21 protein-coding genes and 1 riboswitch are annotated in these 24,583 nt (G+C 70.3%); of the genes, 8 read left to right on the forward strand and 13 right to left on the reverse strand.

The genetic code is table 11. The features are described from left to right. Nucleotides 1-235 precede the first annotated feature (235 nt). Together BLS25_RS00245 and BLS25_RS00250 are read left to right on the forward strand one after the other, a co-directional pair. Entirely contained in the window at nt 236-2,101 is a 1,866-nt protein-coding gene (locus tag BLS25_RS00245; protein WP_074694044.1) for an ABC transporter ATP-binding protein, read from the forward strand. Continuing rightward, entirely contained in the window at nt 2,098-3,915 is a 1,818-nt protein-coding gene (locus BLS25_RS00250) for an ABC transporter ATP-binding protein (RefSeq protein WP_074694045.1), read from the forward strand. The genes BLS25_RS00245 and BLS25_RS00250 overlap by 4 nt, the downstream gene beginning before the upstream one ends. A 183-nt stretch (nt 3,916-4,098) precedes the next feature. On the opposite strand, the gene BLS25_RS00255 is transcribed toward BLS25_RS00250, so the two are convergent. Then, entirely contained in the window at nt 4,099-4,551 is a 453-nt protein-coding gene (locus tag BLS25_RS00255) for a GNAT family N-acetyltransferase (protein WP_074694046.1), read from the reverse strand. Between the two features lie 87 nt (nt 4,552-4,638). On the opposite strand from BLS25_RS00255, the gene BLS25_RS00260 reads away from it, so the two are divergent. Further along, entirely contained in the window at nt 4,639-5,172 is a 534-nt protein-coding gene (locus BLS25_RS00260; protein ID WP_143017779.1) for a hypothetical protein, read from the forward strand. A 114-nt stretch (nt 5,173-5,286) separates the two neighbouring features. Further along, nucleotides 5,287-7,506, forward strand: a complete 2,220-nt coding sequence (locus BLS25_RS00265) for an NADP-dependent isocitrate dehydrogenase (RefSeq protein WP_074694048.1) — start codon at nt 5,287-5,289, stop codon at nt 7,504-7,506. A 543-nt stretch (nt 7,507-8,049) separates the two neighbouring features. Here BLS25_RS00265 and BLS25_RS00270 read toward each other — a convergent pair. The 3 genes from BLS25_RS00270 to BLS25_RS00280 form a co-directional block, all read right to left on the reverse strand. Beyond that, complete coding sequence (locus tag BLS25_RS00270; RefSeq protein WP_074694049.1) at nt 8,050-9,450, reverse strand: L,D-transpeptidase family protein; 1,401 nt, start codon at nt 9,448-9,450, stop codon at nt 8,050-8,052. 127 nt (nt 9,451-9,577) lie between these two features. Next, nucleotides 9,578-10,993, reverse strand: coding sequence for an FAD-binding oxidoreductase (locus BLS25_RS00275; protein WP_081349628.1), 1,416 nt, complete (start codon nt 10,991-10,993; stop codon nt 9,578-9,580). Beyond that, nucleotides 10,990-11,376, reverse strand: coding sequence for a YrdB family protein (locus BLS25_RS00280; protein WP_235556943.1), 387 nt, complete (start codon nt 11,374-11,376; stop codon nt 10,990-10,992). Before BLS25_RS00280 ends, BLS25_RS00275 begins: the two co-directional genes overlap by 4 nt. Before the next feature lie 171 nt (nt 11,377-11,547). Further along, nucleotides 11,548-11,633, forward strand: a riboswitch (ZMP/ZTP riboswitch). A 57-nt stretch (nt 11,634-11,690) separates the two neighbouring features. Here BLS25_RS00280 and glyA point away from each other — a divergent pair. The 3 genes from glyA (at nt 11,691) to BLS25_RS00295 (ending at nt 14,699) form a co-directional block, all read left to right on the forward strand. Next, on the forward strand, nt 11,691-12,965 hold the full coding sequence (glyA, locus tag BLS25_RS00285) for a serine hydroxymethyltransferase (protein WP_074694050.1): 1,275 nt from the start codon (nt 11,691-11,693) through the stop codon (nt 12,963-12,965). A gap of 267 nt (nt 12,966-13,232) precedes the next feature. After that, the gene (locus tag BLS25_RS00290; protein WP_074694051.1) at nt 13,233-14,117 is read left to right on the forward strand and encodes a bifunctional methylenetetrahydrofolate dehydrogenase/methenyltetrahydrofolate cyclohydrolase; all 885 of its coding nucleotides are present in this window, start codon (nt 13,233-13,235) and stop codon (nt 14,115-14,117) included. Between the two features lie 90 nt (nt 14,118-14,207). Continuing rightward, nucleotides 14,208-14,699, forward strand: a complete 492-nt coding sequence (locus BLS25_RS00295; protein WP_074694052.1) for a hypothetical protein — start codon at nt 14,208-14,210, stop codon at nt 14,697-14,699. Between the two features lie 48 nt (nt 14,700-14,747). On the opposite strand, the gene BLS25_RS00300 is transcribed toward BLS25_RS00295, so the two are convergent. The 3 genes from BLS25_RS00300 to hxlB form a co-directional block, all read right to left on the reverse strand. After that, nucleotides 14,748-15,479: a DUF6882 domain-containing protein gene (locus tag BLS25_RS00300; RefSeq protein WP_074694053.1), complete on the reverse strand. Its 732-nt coding sequence runs from the start codon at nt 15,477-15,479 to the stop codon at nt 14,748-14,750. Nucleotides 15,480-15,601: 122 nt separating this feature from the next. After that, on the reverse strand, nt 15,602-16,225 hold the full coding sequence (gene hxlA, locus BLS25_RS00305; RefSeq protein WP_056226679.1) for a 3-hexulose-6-phosphate synthase: 624 nt from the start codon (nt 16,223-16,225) through the stop codon (nt 15,602-15,604). A gap of 29 nt (nt 16,226-16,254) precedes the next feature. Further along, nucleotides 16,255-16,827, reverse strand: a complete 573-nt coding sequence (hxlB, locus tag BLS25_RS00310; RefSeq protein ID WP_074694054.1) for a 6-phospho-3-hexuloisomerase — start codon at nt 16,825-16,827, stop codon at nt 16,255-16,257. 101 nt (nt 16,828-16,928) lie between these two features. Between hxlB and BLS25_RS00315 the strand changes: the two genes are divergently transcribed. Next, on the forward strand, nt 16,929-17,768 hold the full coding sequence (locus BLS25_RS00315) for a helix-turn-helix transcriptional regulator (protein WP_074694055.1): 840 nt from the start codon (nt 16,929-16,931) through the stop codon (nt 17,766-17,768). Here the strand turns inward: BLS25_RS00315 and BLS25_RS00320 are convergent. From BLS25_RS00320 to BLS25_RS00345, 6 genes are all read right to left on the reverse strand, one after another. Next, nucleotides 17,762-18,562, reverse strand: a complete 801-nt coding sequence (locus tag BLS25_RS00320) for an HpcH/HpaI aldolase family protein (RefSeq protein WP_074694056.1) — start codon at nt 18,560-18,562, stop codon at nt 17,762-17,764. The two genes, BLS25_RS00315 and BLS25_RS00320, sit on opposite strands and share 7 nt — an antisense overlap. Continuing rightward, a complete protein-coding gene (locus tag BLS25_RS00325; protein WP_074694057.1) occupies nt 18,547-19,332 on the reverse strand; it encodes a fumarylacetoacetate hydrolase family protein in 786 nt (261 codons plus the stop codon). Before BLS25_RS00325 ends, BLS25_RS00320 begins: the two co-directional genes overlap by 16 nt. A 269-nt stretch (nt 19,333-19,601) precedes the next feature. Continuing rightward, entirely contained in the window at nt 19,602-20,750 is a 1,149-nt protein-coding gene (gene hpaD / locus BLS25_RS00330; RefSeq protein ID WP_056226689.1) for a 3,4-dihydroxyphenylacetate 2,3-dioxygenase, read from the reverse strand. Between the two features lie 47 nt (nt 20,751-20,797). Beyond that, nucleotides 20,798-22,318: a 5-carboxymethyl-2-hydroxymuconate semialdehyde dehydrogenase gene (hpaE, locus tag BLS25_RS00335; protein ID WP_074694058.1), complete on the reverse strand. Its 1,521-nt coding sequence runs from the start codon at nt 22,316-22,318 to the stop codon at nt 20,798-20,800. Nucleotides 22,319-22,422: 104 nt separating this feature from the next. Further along, complete coding sequence (locus tag BLS25_RS00340) at nt 22,423-23,109, reverse strand: GntR family transcriptional regulator (RefSeq protein WP_056226693.1); 687 nt, start codon at nt 23,107-23,109, stop codon at nt 22,423-22,425. Beyond that, the gene (locus BLS25_RS00345; protein WP_074694059.1) at nt 23,106-24,566 is read right to left on the reverse strand and encodes a fumarylacetoacetate hydrolase family protein; all 1,461 of its coding nucleotides are present in this window, start codon (nt 24,564-24,566) and stop codon (nt 23,106-23,108) included. Before BLS25_RS00345 ends, BLS25_RS00340 begins: the two co-directional genes overlap by 4 nt. Between the last annotated feature and the right edge of the window lie 17 nt (nt 24,567-24,583).

Here is a 24,583-nt window from a genome sequence, read left to right on the forward strand (position 1 = left end):
CTGCCGTCCCCCCGCGGAAGCTTCACCGAACAAGGAGGATGCCATGGACCAGACCGACGCCCCCGTCGCCCCTGTTGCCGCCGCACCCTCCCGTGCTGCACGACCCGGCCGACGCCCCTAGGGCTCCGCGTCCGCGCTCCGGCGCCCCGCTCCGCCCCGATCGACGACCTTCGTCGCGCCCCTGGCACCTCTTTCCGCGCCCGATCCCGGCGCCCGCTTCGACCCCACGAGGATCATGACTCCCTCTACGCCTCCGCCCCGTCTTTCGACACCACGCGCGCTCGCGCGGCTTCTCCCCATCGCACGGCCCGTGCTCCCGCGTCTCATCGCCGGTGCCGTGACCGCCCTCATCGCGAGCCTCCTGGCGCTGGCGATCCCGCTGGTGCTCGAGCAGATCGTCGCCGGTCCCATCGCCTCGCTCGATCCTGCAGCCCTGGTGTGGGGCTCGCTCGCCGTGCTCGGTCTCGGTCTCGCCGAGGCCGCGATGGTGTGGCTGCGCCGCTGGTTCGTGCTCGCGCCGGCGACCAAGGTCGAGTACGACCTCCGTCAGTCGTTCTACTCGCGCCTGCAGCGTCTGCCGGTCGCGTTCCACGACCGGTGGCAGTCCGGTCAGCTGCTCTCGCGCATGATGCAGGACATCAGTATGCTCCGCCGCTGGCTGGCCTTCGGCGTCATCCTCCTCGTGGTCAACATGTTGACGATCGCCATCGGCGCCGTCCTGCTCTTCCGCTGGCACTGGCTCCTCGGCGCGCTGTTCCTCGTCACCTCGGCGCCCGTGATCTACGTCGGCTTCCGCTTCGAGAAGCGCTACGGCGCGCTGACCCGCCAGAGCCAGGACCAGGCCGGAGACCTCGCCACGTCCGTGGAAGAGAGCGTCCACGGCATCCGCGTCCTCAAGGCGTTCGGGCGGGGCGCGCACGCGCTCAGGAAGTTCACCCGCCAGGCCGAGTCGCTGCGCGAGACCGAGATCGACAAAGCCCGCGCCATCGGATGGATCTGGTTCTGGCTGGTTCTTCTGCCCGACATCGCCTTCGCGGTGTGCCTCGGCGCGGGCATCGTGCTGACGCAGCTGGGCCAGCTGCAGGTGCCCGAGCTGGTCGCGTTCTTCGCGATGGCCACGGTGCTGCGGTGGCCGATGGAGTCGATCGGCTTCCTGTTCTCGTTCCTCCTCGACGCGCGCACCGCGACCGATCGCATCTTCGAGGTGTTCGACGAGCAGAACACCATCGTCGACCCCGAGAACCCCCTTACGCTCACCGAACCCCGCGGCGAACTCACGTTCGAGAACGCCCACTTCCGGTACCAGGATGCCGCCGACACCGAGCGCGACCTGCTCGACGGCGTCGACCTGGTCCTGCACCCCGGTGAGACGATGGCCCTCGTCGGCCTCACGGGTTCGGGAAAGACGACGTTGACGACCCTGCCCGGTCGCCTGTACGACGTCACGGGCGGGCGCGTGCTGATCGACGGCGTGGATGTCCGCGACCTCACACTCGCCGAGCTGCGGCGTCACGTCGGTATGGCCTTCGAAGACGCGACGCTGTTCTCGCAGACCGTGCGCGACAACGTGCTGCTGGGTCGAGAAGACCTGACGCCTGGTTCGGACGAGGCCGAGGACATCCTGCGCGAAGCCCTGCAGGTCGCCCAGGCCCAGTTCGTCTACGACCTGCCGGACGGACTCGACACCGTCATCGGCGAGGAGGGGCTCAGCCTCTCGGGCGGACAGCGTCAGCGTCTCGCCCTTGCGCGCGCCGTCGCCGCGCGCCCGGCCGTGCTCGTGCTCGACGATCCGCTGTCGGCACTCGACGTCGACACCGAGGCGCTCGTCGAGGACGCCCTGCGCGAGGTCCTCAGCGAGACGACCGCCCTGGTCGTCGCGCACCGCCCGTCGACGGTCACCCTCGCCGATCGGGTCGCCCTTCTCGAAGAGGGTCGCATCACCGCGGTCGGCACGCACTCCGATCTGCTGCGCGAGAGCGACCACTACCGCTACGTGATCTCGAGCCTCGAAGAGGCCGAGCAGGCCGAACGCGAAGCCCGCACCGGGGCCATTCCCGTCATGACCGATGATGCCCTCGCCGACAAGGAGGCGACCCGATGAGCACCGCCACCGTCTCCGGAACCAGCGGCGAAGACCGCTCCGACTACACGCGCGACGAGAGCCGGTCGATCCGCCAGCGTTCGCTGCGCCTCCTCGGCACGCTCGTGTCGCCCCTGCGCTGGCAGCTCGTCCTCGCCGGTGCCGTCCTCGTCGTGTCGACCGCTCTGCGCGTCGCCGGTCCCGCGCTGATCGCCTTCGGTATCGACAACGCCCTGCCGGCCGTCATCGAACGATCCGACTGGATGCCGACCATCGGCGTCGTGGGCGTGTACCTGCTCGCGGGGATCGGCGGTGCCGTCCTCATCGGGTGGTACGTCGTGCTGGCCGCTCGTCTCACGCAGGCGGTCATGCTCGATCTGCGCAAGCGGATCTTCCTGCACACGCAGAAGCTCAGCCTCGAGTTCCACGAGTCGTACACCTCGGGCCGCATCATCTCGCGTCAGACGAGCGACCTCGACACGATCCGCGAGCTGCTGGACGGTGGCCTCAACGAGCTCGTGTCCGGCGTGCTCTACGGCCTGTTCACCCTCGGGGCGCTCTTCCTGATCGACTGGCAGTCGGGGCTGATCCTGACGGTCATGGGAATCCCCATGTACCTGTTGATGCGCTGGTTCTACTCGCGTTCGCAGGTGATCTACCGCGAGTCGCGCGTGATCAGTGCTCAGGTCATCGTGAAGTTCGTCGAGTCGATGACCGGCATCCGCGCGGTGAAGGCGTTCCGCAAGGAGCCCCGCAACGATCAGGAGTTCGGCAAGCTCGCGGCCGACTACCGCGACGTCAACATGCGCTCGATCAAGCTGTTCGGCACGTTCGAACCCGGGATCATGGCAGTCGCCGCGGTCTCGGTCGCCGTCGTCCTGCTCTGGGGTGGCGGTCGTGTGATCGCCGGGCCCCTCGAGATCGGTGTGCTCACCGCGGCGGTGCTGTACGTGCGCAACTTCTTCTCGCCGCTGCAGGAAGTCGCGTTCTTCCTCAATTCCTACCAATCGGCGACGGCGGCGCTCGAGAAGGTCTCGGGGGTTCTGGAAGAGGAGCCGACGGTTCCCGACCCGACCGACCCCGTCGACCTGTGGACCGCGAAGGGGCACGTGCGGTTCGACGAGGTGACCTTCGGGTACTCCGACGACCGCGTCATCCTGCCGCACTTCTCGCTCGACCTCCCGGCGGGGCAGACCGTCGCCCTCGTCGGGACGACGGGTGCCGGAAAGTCGACGCTGGCGAAACTGGTCTCGCGGTTCTACGACCCCTCGAAGGGGGCGGTGACCCTGGACGGGGTCGACCTCCGCCGCCTGCACCCCAAGGATCTGCGACGCGCGATCGTCATGGTCACGCAGGAGGCGTACCTGTTCAGCGGAACGGTGGCCGACAACATCGCCCTCGGAAAGCCCGACGCGACCATGGACGAGATCCGCGCCGCCGCTCGCGCCGTGGGTGCCGACGCGTTCATCTCGAAGCTGCCCGACGGCTACGACACCGACGTGAACAAGCGCGGTGGCCGCGTCTCGGCGGGGCAGCGTCAGCTGATCTCGTTCGCTCGCGCGTTCCTGGCCGACCCGGCCGTTCTGATCCTCGACGAGGCCACCGCCTCTCTCGACATCCCGAGCGAACGCCAGATCCAGAACGCGCTGCAGACGCTCCTCGCCGACCGCACGGCCATCATCATCGCCCACCGCCTGTCCACGGTGGCGATCGCCGACCGCGTCCTGGTGATGGAGCACGGCCGCATCATCGAGGACGACACTCCCGCCGCCCTGATCGCGGGGACGGGCAAGTTCGCCCAGCTGCACGCCGCCTGGCGCGAGTCCCTCGTCTGACGGCAGCGCACACCGGATGCCACGTTCCCTCGGGGGCGTGGCATCCGTGTTTCTGCCGAACATCGCCGAGAGCACTCTGCGACCGCGCGCGACGCGTTCGCGCAGCGGCGCCCCCCCCACCGGGGCACCGCGGGGCTACCCGAGAACAGTCAGCGGGTGATAGCGGGTGCGCCCGAAAACGGGTCAGACGCTGGCGCGGGCGATGATCTCGCCATACTCGGTCTCGCCGACGGGCTCGAAGCCCACGCGCTGGAAGAACGCCTCGGGTCCGCCGACGCCGGGCTCGTAGATGACGTCGACGTGGTCCATGCCGCGGCCACGGGCCTCTTCGAGGACAGCGGCGATCGCGTAGCTGCCGACACCGCGGCCCTGCTCGTCGGCGTCGACGTTGATGCGCCACAGCACCGATCGGAAGTGCTCCTCGTGCGCGTCCGGGTCGAAGTTCGCGCTGACGAAGCCGACGACCTCGTCGCCGTCGAGCACGACGCGCTGCCACGACGTCTGCGGGTTGCTGACGGTCGCCGCGATGCCGTAACTGACCGGCGCGAGGAACTGCTCCTGCCCGGGCTTGAGCGACAGGGTGTTCACGGCCACGATCGTGGCGGCGGACAGTTCGACGAGACGCAGGTCAGCCATGGGCCCAGGCTAGCGGCACCCCCACCCCGCCCCCAAGATCGCATGCCGTCGCATGCGGTTCTCGTCACCTGTGCATACGCTGGGCGGGTGCACGATGCTGACCGGCCCCTGCGAGCGCCCGAGACGAGCGCGGGGCGTCACCGGATCGCCCTGTCCTGCACGGTGAACGTTCCGCAGGGCGTTCAGGATGCCGTTCTGCTCGCGTTCGAGCAGGCTCTGCAGCGCGCACATCTGCGTGCCGCGCCGGAGCGAGCGGCCCACGCGAACCCGGGTGCGACGGGAGAGACGCTCAGCGTCTACGAACGTGGCAGCTTCATCGCTGACACGCTCTTCAATGGGACCGGTCTGTCCCTGCTCACCACCCGCGTCGGACCCCTCTCGATGCAGGCGGTCGTCGTCCTCACGACGCGCACGGTGAACGATCTCAGCCGCGTCATCGTGTCGATGGTGGTCGGGGGAGAGGTCGCGCCCGAGATCGCTCGAGACGTGGATGCCGCCATCGACGATCTCGTCGCTCGCGGCATCGTGGTCGAGGGACCGGGGTGGGCGCGGGCGGTCGACGTTCCCCGCGAGAGCCTGGGGCACCCGAAGACCGCGCGAGAGCACGGCATCCGGGGCTGAGAAGTCCGCACGGGACGGCGGAGGGATGCCGAGAACTATCTCGACATCAAGAGACTTTGCCCACGTGCGATAGGCTGAATCGCAACCCTGGCCGCCTCTACGGAGAGATCTGACGTGCCCGATTCCACCATCATTTACACGTACACCGACGAGGCGCCGGCTCTCGCCACCGCGTCGTTCCTGCCCATCGTGCAGGCCGTCACGAAGCAGGCGGGTGTCGACGTCGAAACCCGCGACATCTCGCTCGCCGGCCGCATCCTCGCGGCCTTCCCGCAGCGCCTCACGCCCGAGCAGCAGGTCGGCGACGCGCTGGCCGAGCTCGGCGGTCTCGCCACGCTGCCCGAGGCGAACATCATCAAGCTGCCGAACATCTCGGCATCCATCCCGCAGCTGAAGGCCGCGATCGCGGAGCTCCAGTCGCAGGGCTACGACATCCCCGACTACCCCGATGAGGCGTCGAGCGTCGAAGACAAGGACGTGCGCGCGCGTTACGACCGCATCAAGGGCTCCGCTGTGAACCCCGTGCTGCGCGAGGGCAACAGCGACCGCCGCGCCCCGCTCGCGGTGAAGAACTACGCGAAGAAGCACCCCCACCGCAACAAGGCGTTCGCCGAGGGTTCGAAGACCCGCGTCGCGACCCTCGGTCACGACGACTTCCGCTCGAACGAGAAGTCGGTCGTGCTCGGCGACGACGACGTGCTCACCATCCAGCACGTGGCCGCCGACGGCTCCACCACCACGCTGAAGGAGGGCCTCAAGGTCCTCCAGGGCGAGATCGTGGATGCCACGTTCCTCTCGGCCGCGGCCCTCGACGCCTTCCTCGCCGACACCCTCGCGCAGGCGAAGGCCGACGACGTGCTCTACTCGGTGCACCTGAAGGCCACGATGATGAAGGTCAGCGACCCGATCATCTTCGGCCACGTCGTCAAGGCGTTCTTCGCCGACGTGTTCGACCGTCACGGCGACGCTCTCGCCGCGGCCGGCCTGACCCCCAACGACGGCCTCGGCTCGATCCTCGCGGGTCTGTCGAACGTCGAGGGCGGCGACGCCATCGCCTCCGAGATCCGCGACGCTCTGGCATCCGGCCCCCGCCTGTCATACGTCAACAGCGACAAGGGGATCACCAACCTGCACGTGCCGAGCGACGTGATCGTCGACGCGTCGATGCCCGCGCTCATCCGCAACGGCGGAAAGCTGTGGGGCGCCGACGGGGGAGAGGACGACACGCTCGCCGTGATCCCCGACTCCTCGTACGCCGGCGTCTACCAGGCGACCATCGAGGACGTCATCGCGAACGGCCCCCTCGACCCGGCGACCATCGGCTCGGTGCCGAACGTCGGTCTCATGGCCCAGGCGGCCGAGGAGTACGGCAGCCACGACAAGACGTTCGAGATCGCCGCTCCCGGCCGCGTTCAGGTCGTCGCCTCGAACGGCGACGTGCTGCTCGAGCACGAGGTCAGCACGGGCGACATCTGGCGCGCGACCCAGACCAAGGACGTCGCGGTGCGCGACTGGGTGAAGCTCGCCGTCACCCGCGCCCGCGCGACCGGTGTCCCGGCCGTGTTCTGGCTCGACGAGACCCGCGCGCACGACCGCAACCTCATCGCCAAGGTGCACGAGTACCTCGCCGACCACGACACCGAGGGCCTCACCATCGAGATCCTCGCCCCCGCCGAGGCGACGACGTACTCGCTCGAGCGCATCCGCCGCGGTGAGGACACGATCTCGGTCACCGGCAACGTGCTGCGCGACTACCTCACCGACCTGTTCCCGATCCTCGAGGTGGGCACGAGCGCCAAGATGCTCTCGATCGTCCCGCTGCTCGCGGGCGGTGGCCTGTTCGAGACCGGTGCCGGCGGCTCGGCCCCCAAGCACGTGCAGCAGCTCGTCGAAGAGGACTACCTCCGCTGGGACTCGCTGGGTGAGTTCTTCGCCCTCGCGGCCTCGCTCGAGCACCTCGCCGACACCACGGGCAACGACCGTGCCCGCGTGCTCGCGCAGACCCTCGACGCCGCGACCGGCACGTTCCTCGAGAACGACAAATCGCCCGGCCGCGCCCTCGGCACCATCGACAACCGCGGCAGCCACTTCTACCTCGCCCTGTACTGGGCGCAGGAGCTGGCGAAGCAGTCGACCGATGCCGACCTCGCCCAGGTCTTCGCCCCGGTCGCCGAGAAGCTGGCCGCGGAGGAGCAGACGATCGTCGGCGAGCTCAACGCCGTCCAGGGCCACCACGCCGAGATCGGCGGGTACTACCGCCCGAACACGGAGCTCGTCGAGAAGATCATGCGCCCCTCGGCCACGCTGAACGCCGTGGTCGACGCCCTGCGCTGATCCTAAAACCCGGAAGGGGCGGATGCCACACGGCATCCGCCCCTTCTGCATGTCCGGGCCGCGGCTCGGATCGTCGGCGCGGCACATCTCCTGCAACCCGCGGTTCTCGGGCCCTTCGGAGGGCCCGGACGGGCCTGATTGCAGGAGTTGTGCGCGCCGGGGCCCCGGAAGCGGGGTGTCTGGGCCGGCTTCAGGGCGGAAGTCCTGTGTGGTGTCCGGATGCAGGGACCACGGCCGTTGATCGAGCGACGGTTCGGCACGGGCCGCTCAGCCGGTCTTCCCGGGCTGGGCGGTCGGCCCTAGGTGCGCCGAGCTGTCGGCACAACTCCTGCAATCAGCGGCTCTCGGGCCCTTCGGAGGGCCCGGACGGGCCGGATTGCAGGAGTTGTGCGCGCCGGGGCCCAGGAAGCGGAGTGTCTGGGCCGGCTTCAGTGCGGAAGTCCTGCGTTCGGTCGCGGCGGGGCGACGCGAGACGCGAGGCGCGCAGGGAGAAAAGCAGAGGGGCGGATGCCGAAGCATCCGCCCCTCTTCAGGGATCCGGGCTCAGTAGTGGACCGAGACCTCGGTACCGCGGTAGGCCCAGTCGTACAGCTCCTTGGCCTGCGGGATGGTCATGTTGATGCAGCCGTGGCTCATCGGCGTGCCGAAGTTGTTGTGCCAGTACGTGCCGTGGAAGCCCTCGTCGCCGTTGAAGTACGCGACCCAGGGGACGTCCTTGGTGCAGTAGTCGTAGCCGGGGACGCAGCCCATGTCCTGCATCGCGGTCTTCCAGCCGATGCGGAAGTCACCGGTGTGGGTGGCGTGATCGCCCGCGCCCGACGAGATCGTGTACGTGCGGTACACCTGGCCGTTCTGCCACAGCGTGGTGGTCTGCGTGCTGAGGTTGACGTCGATGCGGCGCTCGGTCTTGGTGGTGTCGAACGGCGTCTCGGTCACGGGCAGGGCGTAGCGACCGTTGCCCTCGGCGAGCTGCTTCGCGAAGGCTGCGGCCACCCCACTGGTGTCGCCGAGCGCGCGGCCCGTCTGCCCCTCGGTGAGCGCCTTGATGACCTCTCCGCCGGTGTCGACGATCACGTCGGCGTTGACGGCGGCGCGGTCGACCGCACCCGGGAGGCCCGCGACGGCGGACTGGATCGCGGCCTGATCGGCCGAGATGGCGAAGTCGCCCTTGCCGTCGGGGGTGACCGTGAGCCACGAAGCGGCGGTCGCTCGGTCGACGGGGACGGTGCGCTCCTCGCCGACGTAGAAGCCGACCGAATCCAGGATGCCGTTGAGCGTGGCGACAGCGGCGCCGGCCTCGTCGGTCGAGACGGGGGCGTCGACGGGCACGAGGCTCGCGGTGACGGTCGCGGTGCTCTGGCCCGCGTCGAACGCGGACTGGAGGGCCGCTGTCACGGCGGCGACGTCGATGCCCTCGCCGGCTTCGGCGGGGGTGGCGACGTACGCCTGCGAGCCCGCGTCGTACGCGATGGAAGCGTCGACGGGCGCGCGGTAGGTGCCGGGGGCGCGGTTCTTCAGCGCGGTGGCGGCCTCGTCGGCGTTCACCTGCACCTGCACGCCGGTGCCCTCGGGGAACCACGAAGCGGGCTTCCACATGGGGTTGTCGGCGAAGGCCTTATCGGCGAGGGCGGCGGCGTCGACGGTCGCGCCGAGGTCGGCTCCCGTGACGGTGACAGCGCCGGCGGGGGAGTCGACGGTGATCGCGGTCTCGGCCAGGCGGTTCGAGATCGCCTGGGCGGCGGCGCCGGCGGTCAGGCCGCCGATCTGCACGCCCGCGACCGATGCACCCGGTGCGATCAGCACGAGGGAGGCGGCGATGAGAGCCACGGCCGTCGCGCCGGCGGGGATGCCGATCCAGAGGCCGGAACGGTTCTTGCGCTTCGTCGGCTCGGGCGGTGCCCAGGCGTAGGTCGCGCCGTCGGTGCCAGGTGCGCCGTCGGTCATAAGTCAAACCCCCCGATAGTCAGTCTTCCTATGCTACGAGCGGATGTTGCGCGTACACCGTGAGCAATATCACGGTCTGATCACGTCGGTGGCGCGACGCGGCCGGAACGGCCGCGCAACGCACCGCTCAGGGGGTGAAGACCTTGCCCGGATTCAAGATGCCGAGCGGGTCGAAGACCCGGGCGATGTCGCGCTGCAGAGTCCACTGGTCGTCGCCGAGCTCATCGGCGAGCCAGCGCCGCTTGAGCACGCCGATCCCGTGCTCTCCGGTGAGGGTGCCGCCCAGCGCCAGTGCCGCGCGGAAGAGTTCCTCCGCCGCCTCCCACACGATCGGCGGCACCTCGGGCCCCTCGAACACGAAGTTGGGGTGCAGGTTGCCGTCGCCCGCGTGGGCGACCGCGGGGATGACGAGGCCGAACTCGCGCTCGATCCGCGCAATCTCGTCGAACATGTCGGGCAGGGCGCTGCGCGGCACCGCCACGTCTTCGATGAGGGTCGTGCCGAGGGTCTCCATCGCGGGATGCATCGCGCGGCGGACGGCCAGCAGCGCCTCGCCCTCCGCTGCATCGGCGGCGACGGTCACCGTGCCTCCGGCGGCGCGCAGCACCTCGGCGACCGCGCGCGCCTCGTCGACGGCGACGGGTCCGTCGGTCTGCACGGTCAGCTGGGCGGCGCCGGCGACGGGGGCCGGCAGCGACAGCAGGCGGTGCACGGCCGCGAGGCTCGTGGCATCCATCAGCTCCATGATCGCGGGCTGGATACCGGATGCCGTGACCGCGGCCGACGCCACGGCCGCGGCCCGCACGCCCTCGAACAGGGCCGTGAGGGTCACGCGCTCGCCCTCGACGAGGCGACGGAGCTTGAGCGTCGCGCCGACGACGACACCGAGCGTTCCCTCCGACCCGATGACCAGGGAGGTCAGGTCGAGGCCGGTCACGCCCTTGACACTGCGGTGACCGAGGTGGAGGAGGCGCCCGTCGGCGAGCACCAGGTCGACACCGAGCACCGCGTCGCGCACCACGCCGTACTTCGCGCACAGCAGGCCGCCCGCGCCGGTGGCGATGTTGCCGCCGACGGTCGAGATGGCCCGGCTCGCGGGATCCGGCGCCCACCACACCCCGTGCGGTTCGAGCTGTGCGTTGAGATCGGCGTTCAGGATGCCGGGTTCGACGACGGCCAGCAGATCGTCGGGGCGCACCTCGAGCATGCGGTCCATGCCGCGCAGCGACAGGCTGATCTCGCCGCCGCCGGTGTTCGCGCCTCCGGCGAGGCCGGTGCCCGCTCCGCGCGGGACCACCGGGGTGCGGGTGGCCGTGGCGACGCGCATGACCGCTTGGACATCGGCGATGGATCCCGCGTGCACGACCGCGAGGGGGAGTCCCTCGGCGGCGTGGCCCGACTTGTCGGCCCGCGCGGCGTCGAGGGCCGCGGGCGAGGTGTCGACGCGCTCGCCGAGCTCGGCCCGCAGAAGCTCGAGCGTGCGGTCAGCCGCCGCCCGGGAGCGCGCGGACGGCGCGGAATCCGCCGTCCCGTCGGGCGTCATGCCAGGCGCCGGCGGCCGTTCAGAGCGCCTAGGACGACGGCGACGATCGCGAAGATGAGGCCGACCCAGGCCTGACCCATGCTCCACCAGGCCACCGTGGCGGCGGCGTAGACGAACAGTTCGACGAGGGCGCGCACGAACGGGTGCACGGCGAGAACGGCGCGCGGCGAGACGAAGAGCGCCCACACCAGGATCGCCAGGGCCGGGGCGCCGATGCCGGCCACGATGTTCCAGGGGAACGGCCAGGCCAGGAAGCCCCAGACCGCGAGGGTCACGAAGGCGAACAGGCCGCAGACGACGCTGCCGATCTCCCACGCCGACGGCCGGGGGCGCATGCCGGGAGCGAGAGGCGCCTGGGCGCGGACGTTGCGGGAGTCGGTCACCCCGCCATTTTACGCGGGCCTCGGGCCGCGGCATCCGCGATCCCTCGGCGTCGAGCCGACGGCGGCGCGATCGAGGCCCGGCCGAAGGGACCGGACCCCGGTGGGGCGGAACCTGTGGAGGAACGGTGGATGCCACGACGCGTGGGGCCGCGGGGGGTTTACCCGCTAAAGTGGCACCGTCGCGACTGGCGTTGAGGTGGGGAACCACCGGGGAGCGACCGCTTGACGGTATTCGACCGCACGCCTGGGTCGATGCGGTATCTACGCGGGCTCGCCGAGCCCGCGGCATCCGGAACCATCGTCAAGGAGATCGCATGACCGATCCGTACTTCAACGCCCCCCTCTCCGAGGTCGACCCCGAGATCGCCGAGGTCCTCGAGCGCGAACTCAACCGCCAGCGCGGCTTCCTCGAGATGATCGCGTCCGAGAACTTCGTCCCCGTGTCGGTGCTGCAGTCGCAGGGCTCGGTGCTGACCAACAAGTACGCCGAGGGCTACCCCGGTCGTCGCTACTACGGCGGCTGCGAAGAGGTCGACGTCGCCGAGTCGCTCGCCATCGAGCGCGCCAAGCAGCTGTTCGGCGCCGAGTTCGCCAACGTTCAGCCCCACTCGGGCGCCTCGGCCAACGCCGCGGTGCTGCACGCGATCGCCCGCCCCGGTGACACGCTGCTGGGCCTCGCCCTCGACCAGGGCGGTCACCTGACCCACGGCATGAAGATCAACTTCTCTGGCCGTCTGTACGACATCGTCGCCTACGGCGTCGACCCCGAGACCAGCATCATCGACATGGACGAGGTGCGCCGCCTCGCCCTCGAGCACAAGCCGAAGGTCATCATCGCCGGCTGGTCGGCCTACCCCCGCCAGCTCGACTTCGCCGCCTTCCGCGCGATCGCCGACGAGGTGGGCGCCCTGCTGTGGGTCGACATGGCGCACTTCGCCGGTCTCGTCGCCGCGGGCGTGCACCCCTCGCCGATCCCGCACGCGCACGTCGTCTCGACCACCGTGCACAAGACGATCGGCGGCCCGCGCTCGGGCCTCATCCTCACCAACGACGCCGACCTGGCCAAGAAGATCAACACCGCGGTCTTCCCCGGCCAGCAGGGCGGCCCGCTCATGCACGTCATCGCCGCGAAGGCGACGGCGTTCAAGCTCGCGATGACGCCCGAGTTCACAGAACGCCAGGAGCGCACCCTGCGCGGAGCGTCGATCCTCGCCGACCGCCTCACGCAGGACGACGTGAAGAACGCCGGCATCGCCGTGCGCTCGGGCGGCACCGACGTGCACCTCGTGCTCGTCGACCTGCGCGAGGCCGCGATCGACGGCAAGCAGGCCGAAGACCTGCTGCACGACATCCACATCACGGTCAACCGCAACGCGGTGCCGAACGACCCGCGTCCGCCGATGGTGACCTCGGGTCTGCGCATCGGCACGCCGGCGCTCGCGACCCGCGGCTTCGGCGACGCGGAGTTCACCGAGGTGGCCGACATCATCGCGCTCGCGCTGATCCCCGGCGCCGACGTCGAGGCCCTGCGCGCGCGCGTCGCGACCCTCGCCGACGCCTTCCCGCTGTACCCCGACCTGCAGCAGTGACCCCCGGCCGGGGCGGGGCTGCTGCGGCGGCCCCGTCCCGGTGGGCGGCCGCTCTTCGCGCGACGCCGGGTGCCGGCATCCGGCCCCCGCTTCCCGCCGCGCAGCCCGCGCGTCGCATTCGCGCGGCGCCCAGCCGCGACAAACGCTCTTTCTTCCGAAACACGGTGCGAGGCGGCGCGTCTCGACAGGATCGGCGTTTATCGCCGAGGGGTTGCGGGGCGGCGACTTCGCGACACCACGAACGACAGACACAGAACGAGGGATGCCATGACGGCGACGATTCTCGACGGTAAGGCCGCGTCGGCGGCGATCAAGGCGGAGCTCACCGAGCGCGTCGCGGCTCTGCGCGAACGCGGCATCGTGCCGGGCATCGCCACCGTGCTCGTGGGCGCCGACCCCGCTTCGCAGCTGTACGTCGGTATGAAGCACAAGCAGTCCGAGGCGATCGGCATGAACTCGATCCAGGTCGAGCTGCCCGCCGAGACCACACAGGAAGAGGTCGAGGCCGTCATCGACCGGCTCAACGCCGATCCCGCCTGCCACGGCTACATCGTGCAGCTGCCGCTGCCGAAGCACATCGACACCGATCGCGTCCTGGAGCGCATCGATCCGGCGAAGGATGCCGACGGCCTGCACCCCACGAACCTCGGTCGTCTGGTGCTCAACGTCAACGCCCCGATCCACACGCCCCTGCCGTGCACGCCGCGCGGGGTCATCGAGCTGCTGCTTCGCAACGACTACGACCTGAAGGGCAAAGAGGTCGTCGTCGTCGGCCGCGGCGTCACGATCGGCCGCTCGATCGGGCTGCTGCTGACCCGCCGCGAGATCAACGCCACCGTGACCCTCACCCACACCGGCACCGCCGACCTGGCGAAGCACCTGCGGGAGGCCGACGTGATCGTCGCCGCCGCGGGCGTGAAGCACATCGTGCGCGCGGAGGATGTCAAGCCCGGCGCGGCCGTCCTCGACGTGGGTGTCACGCGCGAGACCGACCCCGAGACCGGTAAGTCGCGCGTGTACGGCGACGTGCACCCCGACGTCGCCGACGTGGCCGGCTTCGTCTCGCCGAACCCCGGCGGTGTCGGACCCATGACCGTGGCCCTGCTGATGACCAACGTCGTCGAGGCGGCGGAGCGCGCCACCACCCCCTGACGGTGAACCACGCCATGCCGCCGGTTGAACAGACGGAGCGTCGCACGCAATGGGGAGGCGCGAGCGCGTGCGACGTGGCAAGGTTTTCTCATGACTGAGTCCGTGCTGAACGACCTCCTCCGCCGCGTCACCGAGAGCGGCCTGCTCGAAGACGCCCAGATCGACGAAGACAGCGTCATCGGTTCCGGACACCTGGATGCCGCCGGCGTCGAGGTGGAGGTCGACCTCGACCCCGAGATCGACGAAGAAGAAGCCCCCGACCTCGACGCGATCACGAGCAACCTCAAGGACGTGCTCTCGGTCGGCGAGGAGCGCTGGCGCGCCATCGTCGAAGAGATCTCGAGCGACATCGAGGACGCGCTCGATGACGACGAGCTCGATGCCGACGTCGACCTGCGCACCGACCTCGAAGCGATCGGCGTGGGCGTGTTCGCCGACGCGATCATCGTGGTCTTCGCCGGTCAGACCTCGTTCCCCGACGCTCTCGTGCACGTGCAGCTCACGCCCGAGCTCGAGGTCGAGGACATCGAGATCATCGGCGACGACGACGAAGACGACGACGAAGACGCCGACGAGGACTGACTCCCGTTCGAAAGGGCCGCGCCGCATCGGCGCGGCCCTTTCGCGTTCTCAGGCGGTGCCGCCGAGGGAGGCCTTCATCGACGTGATCCGCGCCTGCTCGTCGAAGTCGAAGGTGACCGAGCCGGACGAGTCGGATAGGACGGCGCCCGAGAACGCCTCGTCGGTCCACGTCATGGTCCACCCGGCCAAGCGCGCGAGGTTCCACACGGCTCCGCGCGGATCGGCGGGCGTCGTGGTCGACAGGATGCGTGGCATCCGGATCATCGCTTCGGCGACGGTCAGCGCGGGCAACGGGGCATCGAGAAGCAGCACCGCGCGCGTGCCGGATTCACCCGAGGGTGCGGAGTAGTACGCCGAGCGGCCGGTGATGTCGACGGCCGCTCCGGCGATCTCGTGCGACACCTGCGCGATCCAGTCGGCGTCGCCCGGGGCATCCGCGGGGAACGGAACCTCGGGTGAGGTGAGCTCGGCGATCCCGTGGGTCTCGCCGTAGGCGCGCAGCTGCGCGGCCACTCCCTGATCGCCGCCTCCCGCGGGGTGCGCCCACCCCCACAGGACGGAGCGGGGACCGGGGGCGATCGACGCGATGAGGTGCGCGCCGCAGACGAATCGGCGGGTCGGGTCGGTGGTCGACGAGAACGCGAACGTCCCCGTCGCGAGGTCGACGTCCCATCGGTGGTCGCCGAGCTCCTCAGCCGCCTGGCCCAGTGCGTCCTGGCGGAGGGCGGTGAAGAACGAGGCGCGATCGGCGAGAGCCCGGAGAGTCGGATAAGTCGTCACCGCTCCACGCTAGACCGGTCGCTCGGAATCGCACGGACGAAACGAGGACCGGCCGTCGACACGACGACGGGCCGGGCGAACCATCGCCCAGCCCGTCGTCGAGTCGAAGATGTCGTCGGCGCTCAGACGATCGCGGCGCGCAGCTCCGCGGCGGCGGCGCCCACATCGGGGGCGCTGTAGATGGCGCTGCCGGCGACGGCGACCTGGGCGCCCGCCTTCTGCACGTCGGCGATGCTCGACGCGTTGACGCCCCCGGCGACCGAGAACGGCACGCCTGAGGCTTCTCCGTCGCGCAACAGCGTGGCGAAGGTGAAGCCCTCCTCGGCCTGCTCGTCGAGCCCGGCGTGCATCTCGACGAACTCGACGCCGAGGGCGATGACCTCCTTCGCGCGGGCCGGCTTGTCGGCGACCCCGATGAGGTCGACGACGACGCCCTTGCCGTGCTTCTTGGCGGCGGTGACGGCGCCGACGATCGTGCTGTCTCCGGCGCTGCCGAGCACCGTCACGAGGTCGGCGCCGGCGCCGAAGGCGATGTCGGCCTCGAGCTCGCCGGCATCCATCGTCTTCAGATCGGCGAAGACGATCTTGTCGGGGTGCGCCTTCTTGATCGCGGTGATGGCCGACAGGCCCTCGCTCTTGATGAGCGGGGTGCCGAGCTCGAGGATGTCGACGTGCGGGGCCGCGGCGGCGGCGAGGTCGAGGGCGGCCTCGGTGGAGAGGGTGTCCATGGCGAACTGCAGCTTCATTCGGGGGTCCTGACTGTCGGGGTGGAGGGTCATTCGAGGTTCGCGTGGCGGGGCCACAGGTCGTCGGCCGAGAGGCCCGAGCGCTGCCAGAGCGCGTCGAACATCGCGTCGCCGACGAGCACGACGGCCTGCTCGAACAGGCCGCCGGCGAATTGGGTGGAAGCCGTGCCCGAGCGATCGAGCTTCGTCGCGGCGGGGACCACGACGAGGGCGTCCGCCGCCTGCCCGAGGGGCGAGTCGGGAGCGGTGGTGATCGCCACGATGCGGGCGCCGACCTCGGTGGCCGTCTCGACGGCGCGGACGATCGCGGTCGTCGTTCCCGAGCCGCTGGCGGTGAGCAGCACATCCCCGGCGCGGATCGCGGGGGCGGTGGTCTCGCCGACGACGTGCACGGCGAGGCCGAGGTGCATGAGGCGCATCGCGGTCATCTGCAGCGCGAGGCCCGAGCGGCCGGCGCCGAGGACGAACACGCGGTCGGCGCCGGCCAGCACCTCGAGCACGTCGTCCGCGCTGTCACCGGTCGCGAGGCGATCGACGACGGAGGTCAGCTCACCCGCGATGCGGGAGAGGGATGCCGCGATGCCGGCGTCGGGGGAAGTCATGGCTCCATGATTCGCCGGGGGAGCGGGGCGCGTGGCCGGTCGACGGCACAGGTTGACCTACCCGATCGGGTAGGTGTTCCTCGTGGGCTAGGTTGGGGCGAGTGAACCCGTCCGCCGAGTGGTCGTCCCCCGCGTCTCGCGCCCTCGTCATCGAGCACGAACGCATCGTCGCCGAGCAGGCCGACCGCCACGCCGTGACGCTCGAATCGGTGCTGGCGATCCTGCGCTCCACGCGCCTCGACGACCGGGCGGCCCGCGCCCTGGCCGTGGAGACCGCGGCCGCCGCCCTCGTCGTGCTGCGGACGTCGACCGATCAACAGCGCAGCGCCCTGCTGGAGCCCGTCACCGGGGCCTTCGCCCGGTTGCGCACCGACCTTCGCCCGCTCGTTCGACACGGCGACCTCGACGTGCAGTTCGTCGAACCGCCGGCGACCGGGCGCGCCCTGCCGGGTGAAGTCGCGCACGAGGCCCGGGCGATCGTCCGCAGCGCCGTGCTCGCCCTGCTCGATCGGGGCACTCCGCACCGCGTGCGCATCCAATGGGATTGCGACGGGCTCAACCTGCTGATCGGCATCCGCGACGACGGAGCAGGCACCCTCACCGCTCACGACGACTCGCTGGGACCGATCGTCGAGCGGGTCAGCGCACTCAACGGGGCGTTCGACGTCGCCTCGACCCCCGGGTGGGGGTCGGAGCTCTCGGTCGTCCTGCCGCTCGATCCGCCGCCGCGTCCCGACTTCCTCGACGAAGCGGTCGACCTCAGCCCCCGCGAGAGCGAGGTGCTCAGCCTGGTCGTGGCCGGCTCACGCAACCGCGCGATCGCCGAACGCCTCGGCATCAGCGAGAACACCGCGAAGTTCCACGTGTCGAATCTGCTGCGCAAAGCCGGCGTCTCCACGCGGGCCGAGCTCGCGGCCCTCGGGACGGCGCGCGCTCAGTAACTGTCGCGCTGCTCCGCGCGGGCGGTGACGAACCGCGCCGCCAGTGCCTCCGACGCGCGGGCGAGCAGAGCCACGTCTGCGCCGACCGCGACGAAATCCGCGCCGGCGTCGAGGTAGGCCTCGGCCACCGCGGGGTCGAAGGCGTTCACGCCAACGGGGGTCCCGGCATCCGCCGCTGCGGCGAACACGCGATGCACCGCGGCCACGACGTCGGGGTGCGACTGCTGCCCGAGCAGGCCCATCGAGGCCGAGAGGTCGCTGGGGCCGACGAAGACGGCATCCACCCCCTCGACCGCGGCGATCGCGGCGGCGTTGTCGACGCCCGCCGTCGTCTCGATCTGCACCGTGAGCGAGACGTGCTCGGCGGCCTCGGCGAGATAGCCGTCGACCCGGTTCCAGCGGGCGCTGCGGGCGAGGGCACTGCCGACCCCGCGCACGCCCTGGGGCGGGTAGCGCGTGGCGGCGACCGCGGCGCGCGCTTCGTCGGCGGTCGAGACCATCGGCACGATGAGGTTCTGCGCGCCCAGATCGAGCGCCCGCTTGATGGTCACGGGGTCGTTCCACGGCACGCGCACGACTGCGGTGACCGGATAGGCGGCGGCCACCTGCAGCTGAGTCAGCACCGACTCGAGCGAGGTCGCGGAGTGCTCCATGTCGAGCAACAGCCAGTCGAGGCCCGAGCCCGCGGCGATCTCGGTGATCGTGGCGTTTCCCGAGCACACCCACATGCCCGCGAGGGGGCGATCGGATGCCGCGAGGGCGGCCCGGAAAGTCGGGGTCAGACGAAGCGGCACGAGATCGTTCCCATCGGTCCGTAATCGCACAGCACGTCGTCGCCCTGCGACACCCACATCGGGCGCGTGAACGATCCTGCCAGGATGATCTCTCCCGCCTCCAGGCGCGCGCCGTGCTGGTGGAACTTGTTCGCGAGCCACGCCACCCCGGTCGCCGGGTGGCCGAGGACGCCCGCGGCGACGCCGGTCTCTTCGATCTCGCCGTTGCGGCTCAGCACGCCCGGGACCCACCGCAAGTCGATCTCGTCGGGACGCTTGCGCACGTCGCCGAGCACCATCGCCCCGTAGGCGGCGTTGTCGCTGATCGTGTCGACGATCGTGCGGCCCTCGAGCTCGATGTGCGAGTTGAGCACCTCGAGCGCGGGCACGGCGTAGTCGATCGCGGCGAGGGCGTCGTCGAGCGTGCAGTCGGGACCCTCGAGCGGGGTCTTCAGCACGAACGCGAGTTCGACCTCGATGCGCACGTTCGAGAACAGGGCGACCGGGATCTCGTCTCCCGAGCGGTAGACCGTGTCATCGAACATCACGCCGTAGTCGGGCTCGGTGATGCCCGTCGCCTGCTGCATCGCCTTCGACGTCAGGCCGATCTTGCGCCCGACGAGGGTGCGACCGGCGGCGATCTGCGTATCGCGCCAGCGGCCTTGGATCGCGTAGGAGTCTTCGACCACGGCATCCGGATACCTCGCCGTGATCCGCGGGATCACCGCGTGCGCGCGATCGGCCTCGGCGAGCTCGGCCGCGATGGCGTCGATCTGTGCGTCGGTGAGCATGGGGTCTCCTTGGTTGGTCTCACGAACCTCGTCCCACTTCTGGTGGAGCGTGTCCCAAATTCGGCTGGCTGAGGGGTGTCCAACCAGCCGAAAGTGGGACATGGGTGGGCTGGACGGCCTGCGGCTGTGCACGCGTCCCACTTTTGGTGGAGCGTGTCCCGAATTCGGCTGGGTGAGAGGGGCTCAGACCGCCATAAGTGGGACATGGGGGCGGGTGCTGGCTGGGGCGCTGGCGCTGGCTGGGGCGCTGGCGCTGGCGGGCTGGCGGCTCAGAGCTGGTTGCCCAGCTTGAACTCGCCCGATCCGACCTCTTCGGGGGCGCGGGTGTAGCTGAAGCCGTCGGCGCCGATGGTCACGGCCATCTCGCTCGAGTCGGTGCGGGCGCGCACCGGCTGCGGGTTGCCGTCGAGGTCGAGCACGAGCGAGCCCTCCGTGTACCACGACGGCACGACGGGGTTGCCCCACCAGTCGCGGCGCTGGTTGTCGTGGACGTCCCAGGTGATGACGGGGTTGTCGGGGTCGCCGGTGTAGTAGTCCTGCGTGTAGACCTCGACGCGGTGCCCGTCGGGGTCGCGCAGGTACAGGTAGAACGCGTTCGAGACGCCGTGGCGACCGGGGCCGCGTTCGATGGCATCCGATCGACGAAGGGCGCCGAGCTTGTCGCAGATCGCGAGGATGTTGTGCTTCTCGTGCGTCGCGAAGCACACGTGGTGCATGCGGGGGCCGTCGCCGCCCGTCATGGCGGTGTCGTGCACGGTGGGCTTGCGGCGCATCCAGGCCGCGTAGACGGTGCCCTCTTCGTCCTGGATGTCCTCGGTCACGCGAAAGCCGAGCGACTGCATGAAGTTCACCGCGCGCGGCACGTCGGGGGTGATCTGGTTGAAGTGGTCGAGACGCACGAGCTCGCCGGGGGAGTGCAGGTCGTAGCGCCACGACAGGCGCTCCTGGTGCTCGGTGTCGAAGAAGAACTCGTACGGGAAGCCGAGGGGGTCGACCACGCGCACCGAGTCGCCGATGCCCTTCGTGAAGCCGTTCGGCTCGCGGCGCACGTCGCAGCCGAGCTCCTCGTAGAACGCGACGGCCTTGTCGAGGTCGTCGGCGCTGCGCACGCGGTACGAGAACGTCGCGACGGCCGCGACCGGCCCCTGACGCAGCACCAGGTTGTGGTGGATGAACTCCTCGGTCGAGCGGAGGTAGATCGCCTCGTCGTTCTCTTCGGTGATGTGCAGGCCGAGGACGTCGACGTAGAAGACACGGGATGCCGCGAGGTCGGTCACCACGAGCTCCATGTACGCGCAGCGCAGGATGTCGGGTGCGGGTGAGGTGGGCGTGGGGATGGGGTTGTCCGACTGGATCGGTGCCTCTTCGGTCACCCAGAACCCGGAGGAGGTCTTCTGTTCTTCGGTGTGTTTTGCCATGGTTCGCGTCCTTGCGTGTGTGTCGGCGTCTCGGGGGTCGGGCGGGCTCAGTGCGCCTGCGCCTTGCCGAAGGTGGGGTTGTGGGCGCCGCCGAGCGTGATGTGCACGGCCTGCTGGTCGGTGTAGAAGTCGATCGAGCGGTAGCCGCCCTCGTGGCCCAGGCCCGAGGCCTTCACGCCGCCGAAGGGGGTGCGCAGGTCGCGGACGTTGTTGGAGTTCAGCCACACCATGCCGGCCTCGACGTTCTGCGCGAACAGGTGCGCGCGCGTGAGGTCGTTGGTCCAGACGTAGGCGGCCAGGCCGTACTTCGTGTTGTTGGCCAGTGCGAGGGCCTCGTCATCGGTGTCGAAGGGGGTGATCGCGACGACGGGGCCGAAGATCTCCTCCTGGAAGATGCGCGCGTCGGGCGCCACGTCGGCGAAGACCGTGGGGCGCACGAAGTTACCCTCGTCGAAGCCCTCGGGGCGGCCGCCGCCGGCGACCAGGCGTCCCTCGGTCTTGCCGAGCTCGACGTACGACATGACCTTGGCGTAGTGCTCGGGGTGCACGAGGGCGCCGACCTCGGTGTCGGGGTCGTCGGGGAAGCCGACCTTCACGCGGTCGGCCTGAGCGGCGTAGCGCTCCACGAACTCGTCGTAGACCGAGCGCTCCACGAGGATGCGGCTGCCCGCGGTGCAGCGCTCGCCGTTGAGCGAGAAGACGCCGAAGATGGTCGCGTCGATCGCGGCGTCGAGGTCGGCGTCGGCGAAGACGATGGCCGGGCTCTTGCCCCCCAGCTCCATCGAGAGGCCCTTCAAGAACGGCGCCGCGTTGGAGAAGATCAGCTGACCCGTCGAGCTCTCGCCGGTGAACGAGATCAGCGGCACCTCGGGGTGCTTCACGAGCGCGTCGCCGGCGTCTTCACCGAGGCCGTTGACGAGGTTGAACACGCCCTCGGGCAGGCCCGCCTCCTCGAAGATGCCGGCCCACAGCGACGCCGACAGGGGCGTGAACTCGGCCGGCTTGAGGACCACGGTGTTGCCGGTGGCGAGGGCGGGGCCGAGCTTCCACGACTCGAGCATGAAGGGGGTGTTCCACGGCGTGATGAGGCCCGCGACACCGATTGGCTTGCGGTTGACGTAGTTGAGCTGACGGCCCGGCACCTTGAAGGCGTCGTCGGTCTGGGCCACGATCAGGTCGGCGAAGAAGCGGAAGTTCTCGGCCGCGCGCCGGGCCTGACCGAGCGCCTGCGTGATCGGCAGGCCCGAGTCGAACGACTCGAGCTCGGCAAGGCGCTCGTCGCGGGACTCGACGATGTCGGCGATGCGGTGCAGCACGCGCGAGCGCTCGCGCGCCAGCATCCGGGGCCAGGGTCCCTCGGTGAAGGCCTTGCGTGCGGCCGCGACGGCGAGGTCGATGTCGGCCTTCTTGCCGGCGGCGGCCCGCAGGTAGGTCTGGTTGGTCACCGGGTCGAGCACGTCGAAGGTGTCGCCGTCGACCGAGTCGACGAACCGGCCGCCGATGTAGTGCTGGATGCGCTCGGGCAGATCGGCCGGTGTGCGGCGGGCGGTGGTGAGCGGGGTGGTCATGGGTGCTCCTTCGGTGAAGAGGGGTGGATGCCGGGTGGCAGGCGATCCGCGACGGCGATGTCGTCGGGGCGCGGGGTCATGGCATCCGGAAGGGTCTTTCGAGGTCAGAAAGCGGGGAGGCCGAGCACTTCGTCGGGGTGCTCGTGGATCATGTAGGCGTCGAGGGTGGCTGAGCGGTGTCGGCGCGAGACCTTCTCGATCTCGGCCAGGGGAGCGCCGTTCTCGATGAGGACGAGGATGTTCTCGTGCTCGCGCACCGACTCCGCGGCACGGCCCGGCACGAAGCTGAACGTGGAATCGCGCAGGTGCCCGAGGCGCGCCCACTCGGCCTGCACGAGCTCGAGCATGCGCGGGTTGGCGCACTTCTCGAACAGGATCGCGTGGAACTCCTGGTTGAGCGCGGTGAAGGCACGCGGGTCGAAGTGCTCGAGCGTCTCGACCATCAGCTCGTTGACCTGGCGGGCACGGCGCACGTCGTCGGCGGTGAGCGCGCGCGCCGACAGGGCCGTCGCGGCCCCCTCGAGCAGACTGAGGGCCTGCATGCTGAAGCGGTAGGCGGTGTCGTCGACCATCGACACGCGCGCGCCGACGTTGCGCTCGAACATCACCAGGCCCTCGGCCTCGAGCTGGCGGATCGCCTCGCGCACCGGCACGACGCTCATGTCGAGTTCGCCGGCGATCGAGCCGAGCACCAGGCGGTAGCCGGGGGTGAAGTCCTGCGAGGCGATGCGCTGCTTGATCCAGTGGTACGCCTGCTGCGACTTGCTCCTGCTGGCGGTGACGTCGCTCATCGGGTGACCTCGCTCTCGTACCGGGCGCGCCATTCGGCGTTCATCGGGAACAGCCCCTCGATCGGGTGACCGGATGCCACCTGACCGGCGATCCACGCGTCTTCGGTCTCTTGCGCGAGGGCGGCGTCGACCACCTCTTCGGCGATCGCGGGCGGGATGACGATCACGCCGTCGCCGTCGCCCACGAGGATGTCGCCGGGCTCGACGGTGGTGCCGCCGCAGCCGACGGCGACGTCGGTCTCCCACGGCACGTGGCGGCGACCCAGGACGGCCGGGTGCGGGCCCGCGGTGAAGACGGGGATGCCCACCGCGGCCACGGCCTCGGCGTCGCGGACCCCGCCATCGGTGACGATCGCCGCGGCCTTCCGGGCGTGCGCGCGGATCGCGAGGATGTCGCCGAGCGTGCCCGATCCGGTCTCGCCGCGTGCCTCGATGACGATGACCTCGCCCTCGCCGACCGCGTCGAACGCGCGCTTCTGGGCGTTCTGTCCGCCGCCGTGCGAGGCGAAGAGGTCTTCGCGGTGCGGGACGAAGCGCAGCGTCCGCGCCGTGCCGACGAAGCGACTGCCGGGGGTGAGCGGGTGCACGCCGTCGATGGTGACGTCATTGAGGCCGCGCTTGCGCAGCTGCCCGCTGAGGGCGGCGACCGGGACGCGCGAGAGCTTGTCGCGCAGGGCGGGGGAGAGGACGGGGGCCGGAGGGGTGAGCCCGGCCGCCTCGGCCGAGCCCCACGCCTCGGTGCGCTGGGTGTCGTCGACCGCGGGGAGCGAGCCGATCGCGGGGTCGAAAGACTGCGCGCCCTGGGTCACGGTCGTGCGGAGCCGGCCGGTCGAGTGAGCGCCGGCATCCACCTGCACGTCCACCACATCTCCGGGCACGACCACCGACGAGCCGGCCGGCGTGCCGGTGAGGATCACGTCGCCGGTCTCGAGGGTGAAGTGCTGCGAAAGGTCGGCGACGATCTGGGCGAGCGGGAAGATGAGGCCCGCCGTCGAGTCGTCTTGCACGAGGTCGCCGTTCACCCAGGTGCGCAGGCGCAGGGCGGTGGGATCGACCTCGCGGGCGTCGATGAGCGCGGGACCGAGCGGGGTGTAGCCGTCGCCGCCTTTGGAGCGGACGTTCGAGCCCTTGTCGTTCGCGCGGAGGTCGTACAGGCCGAAGTCGTTCGCGGCGGTGACGGATGCCACGTGCGACCACGCGGCATCCGGGGTCACCCACCGCGCGGGCTCGCCGATGACGAGCGCGATCTCCCCCTCGAAGGCGAGGAGTTCGGTGCCGGCCGGGCGGACGATCTCGGCGCCGGACGCGGCGAGCGAGCTCGACGGCTTGAAGAAGTACGACGGGGCGGCGGGGCGGCGTCCGCGCTGATCGGCGCGCGAGGCGTAGGAGAGGTGGACGGCCACGATCTTGCCGGGGCGCGCACCGAGGGCGGTGAACCGGGGGTCGGTGTCGGTCATGGATGCTCCCTTGCGTC

This window comes from Microbacterium testaceum StLB037, from assembly GCF_900104345.1.
GTDB lineage: Bacteria > Actinomycetota > Actinomycetes > Actinomycetales > Microbacteriaceae > Microbacterium > Microbacterium testaceum_A.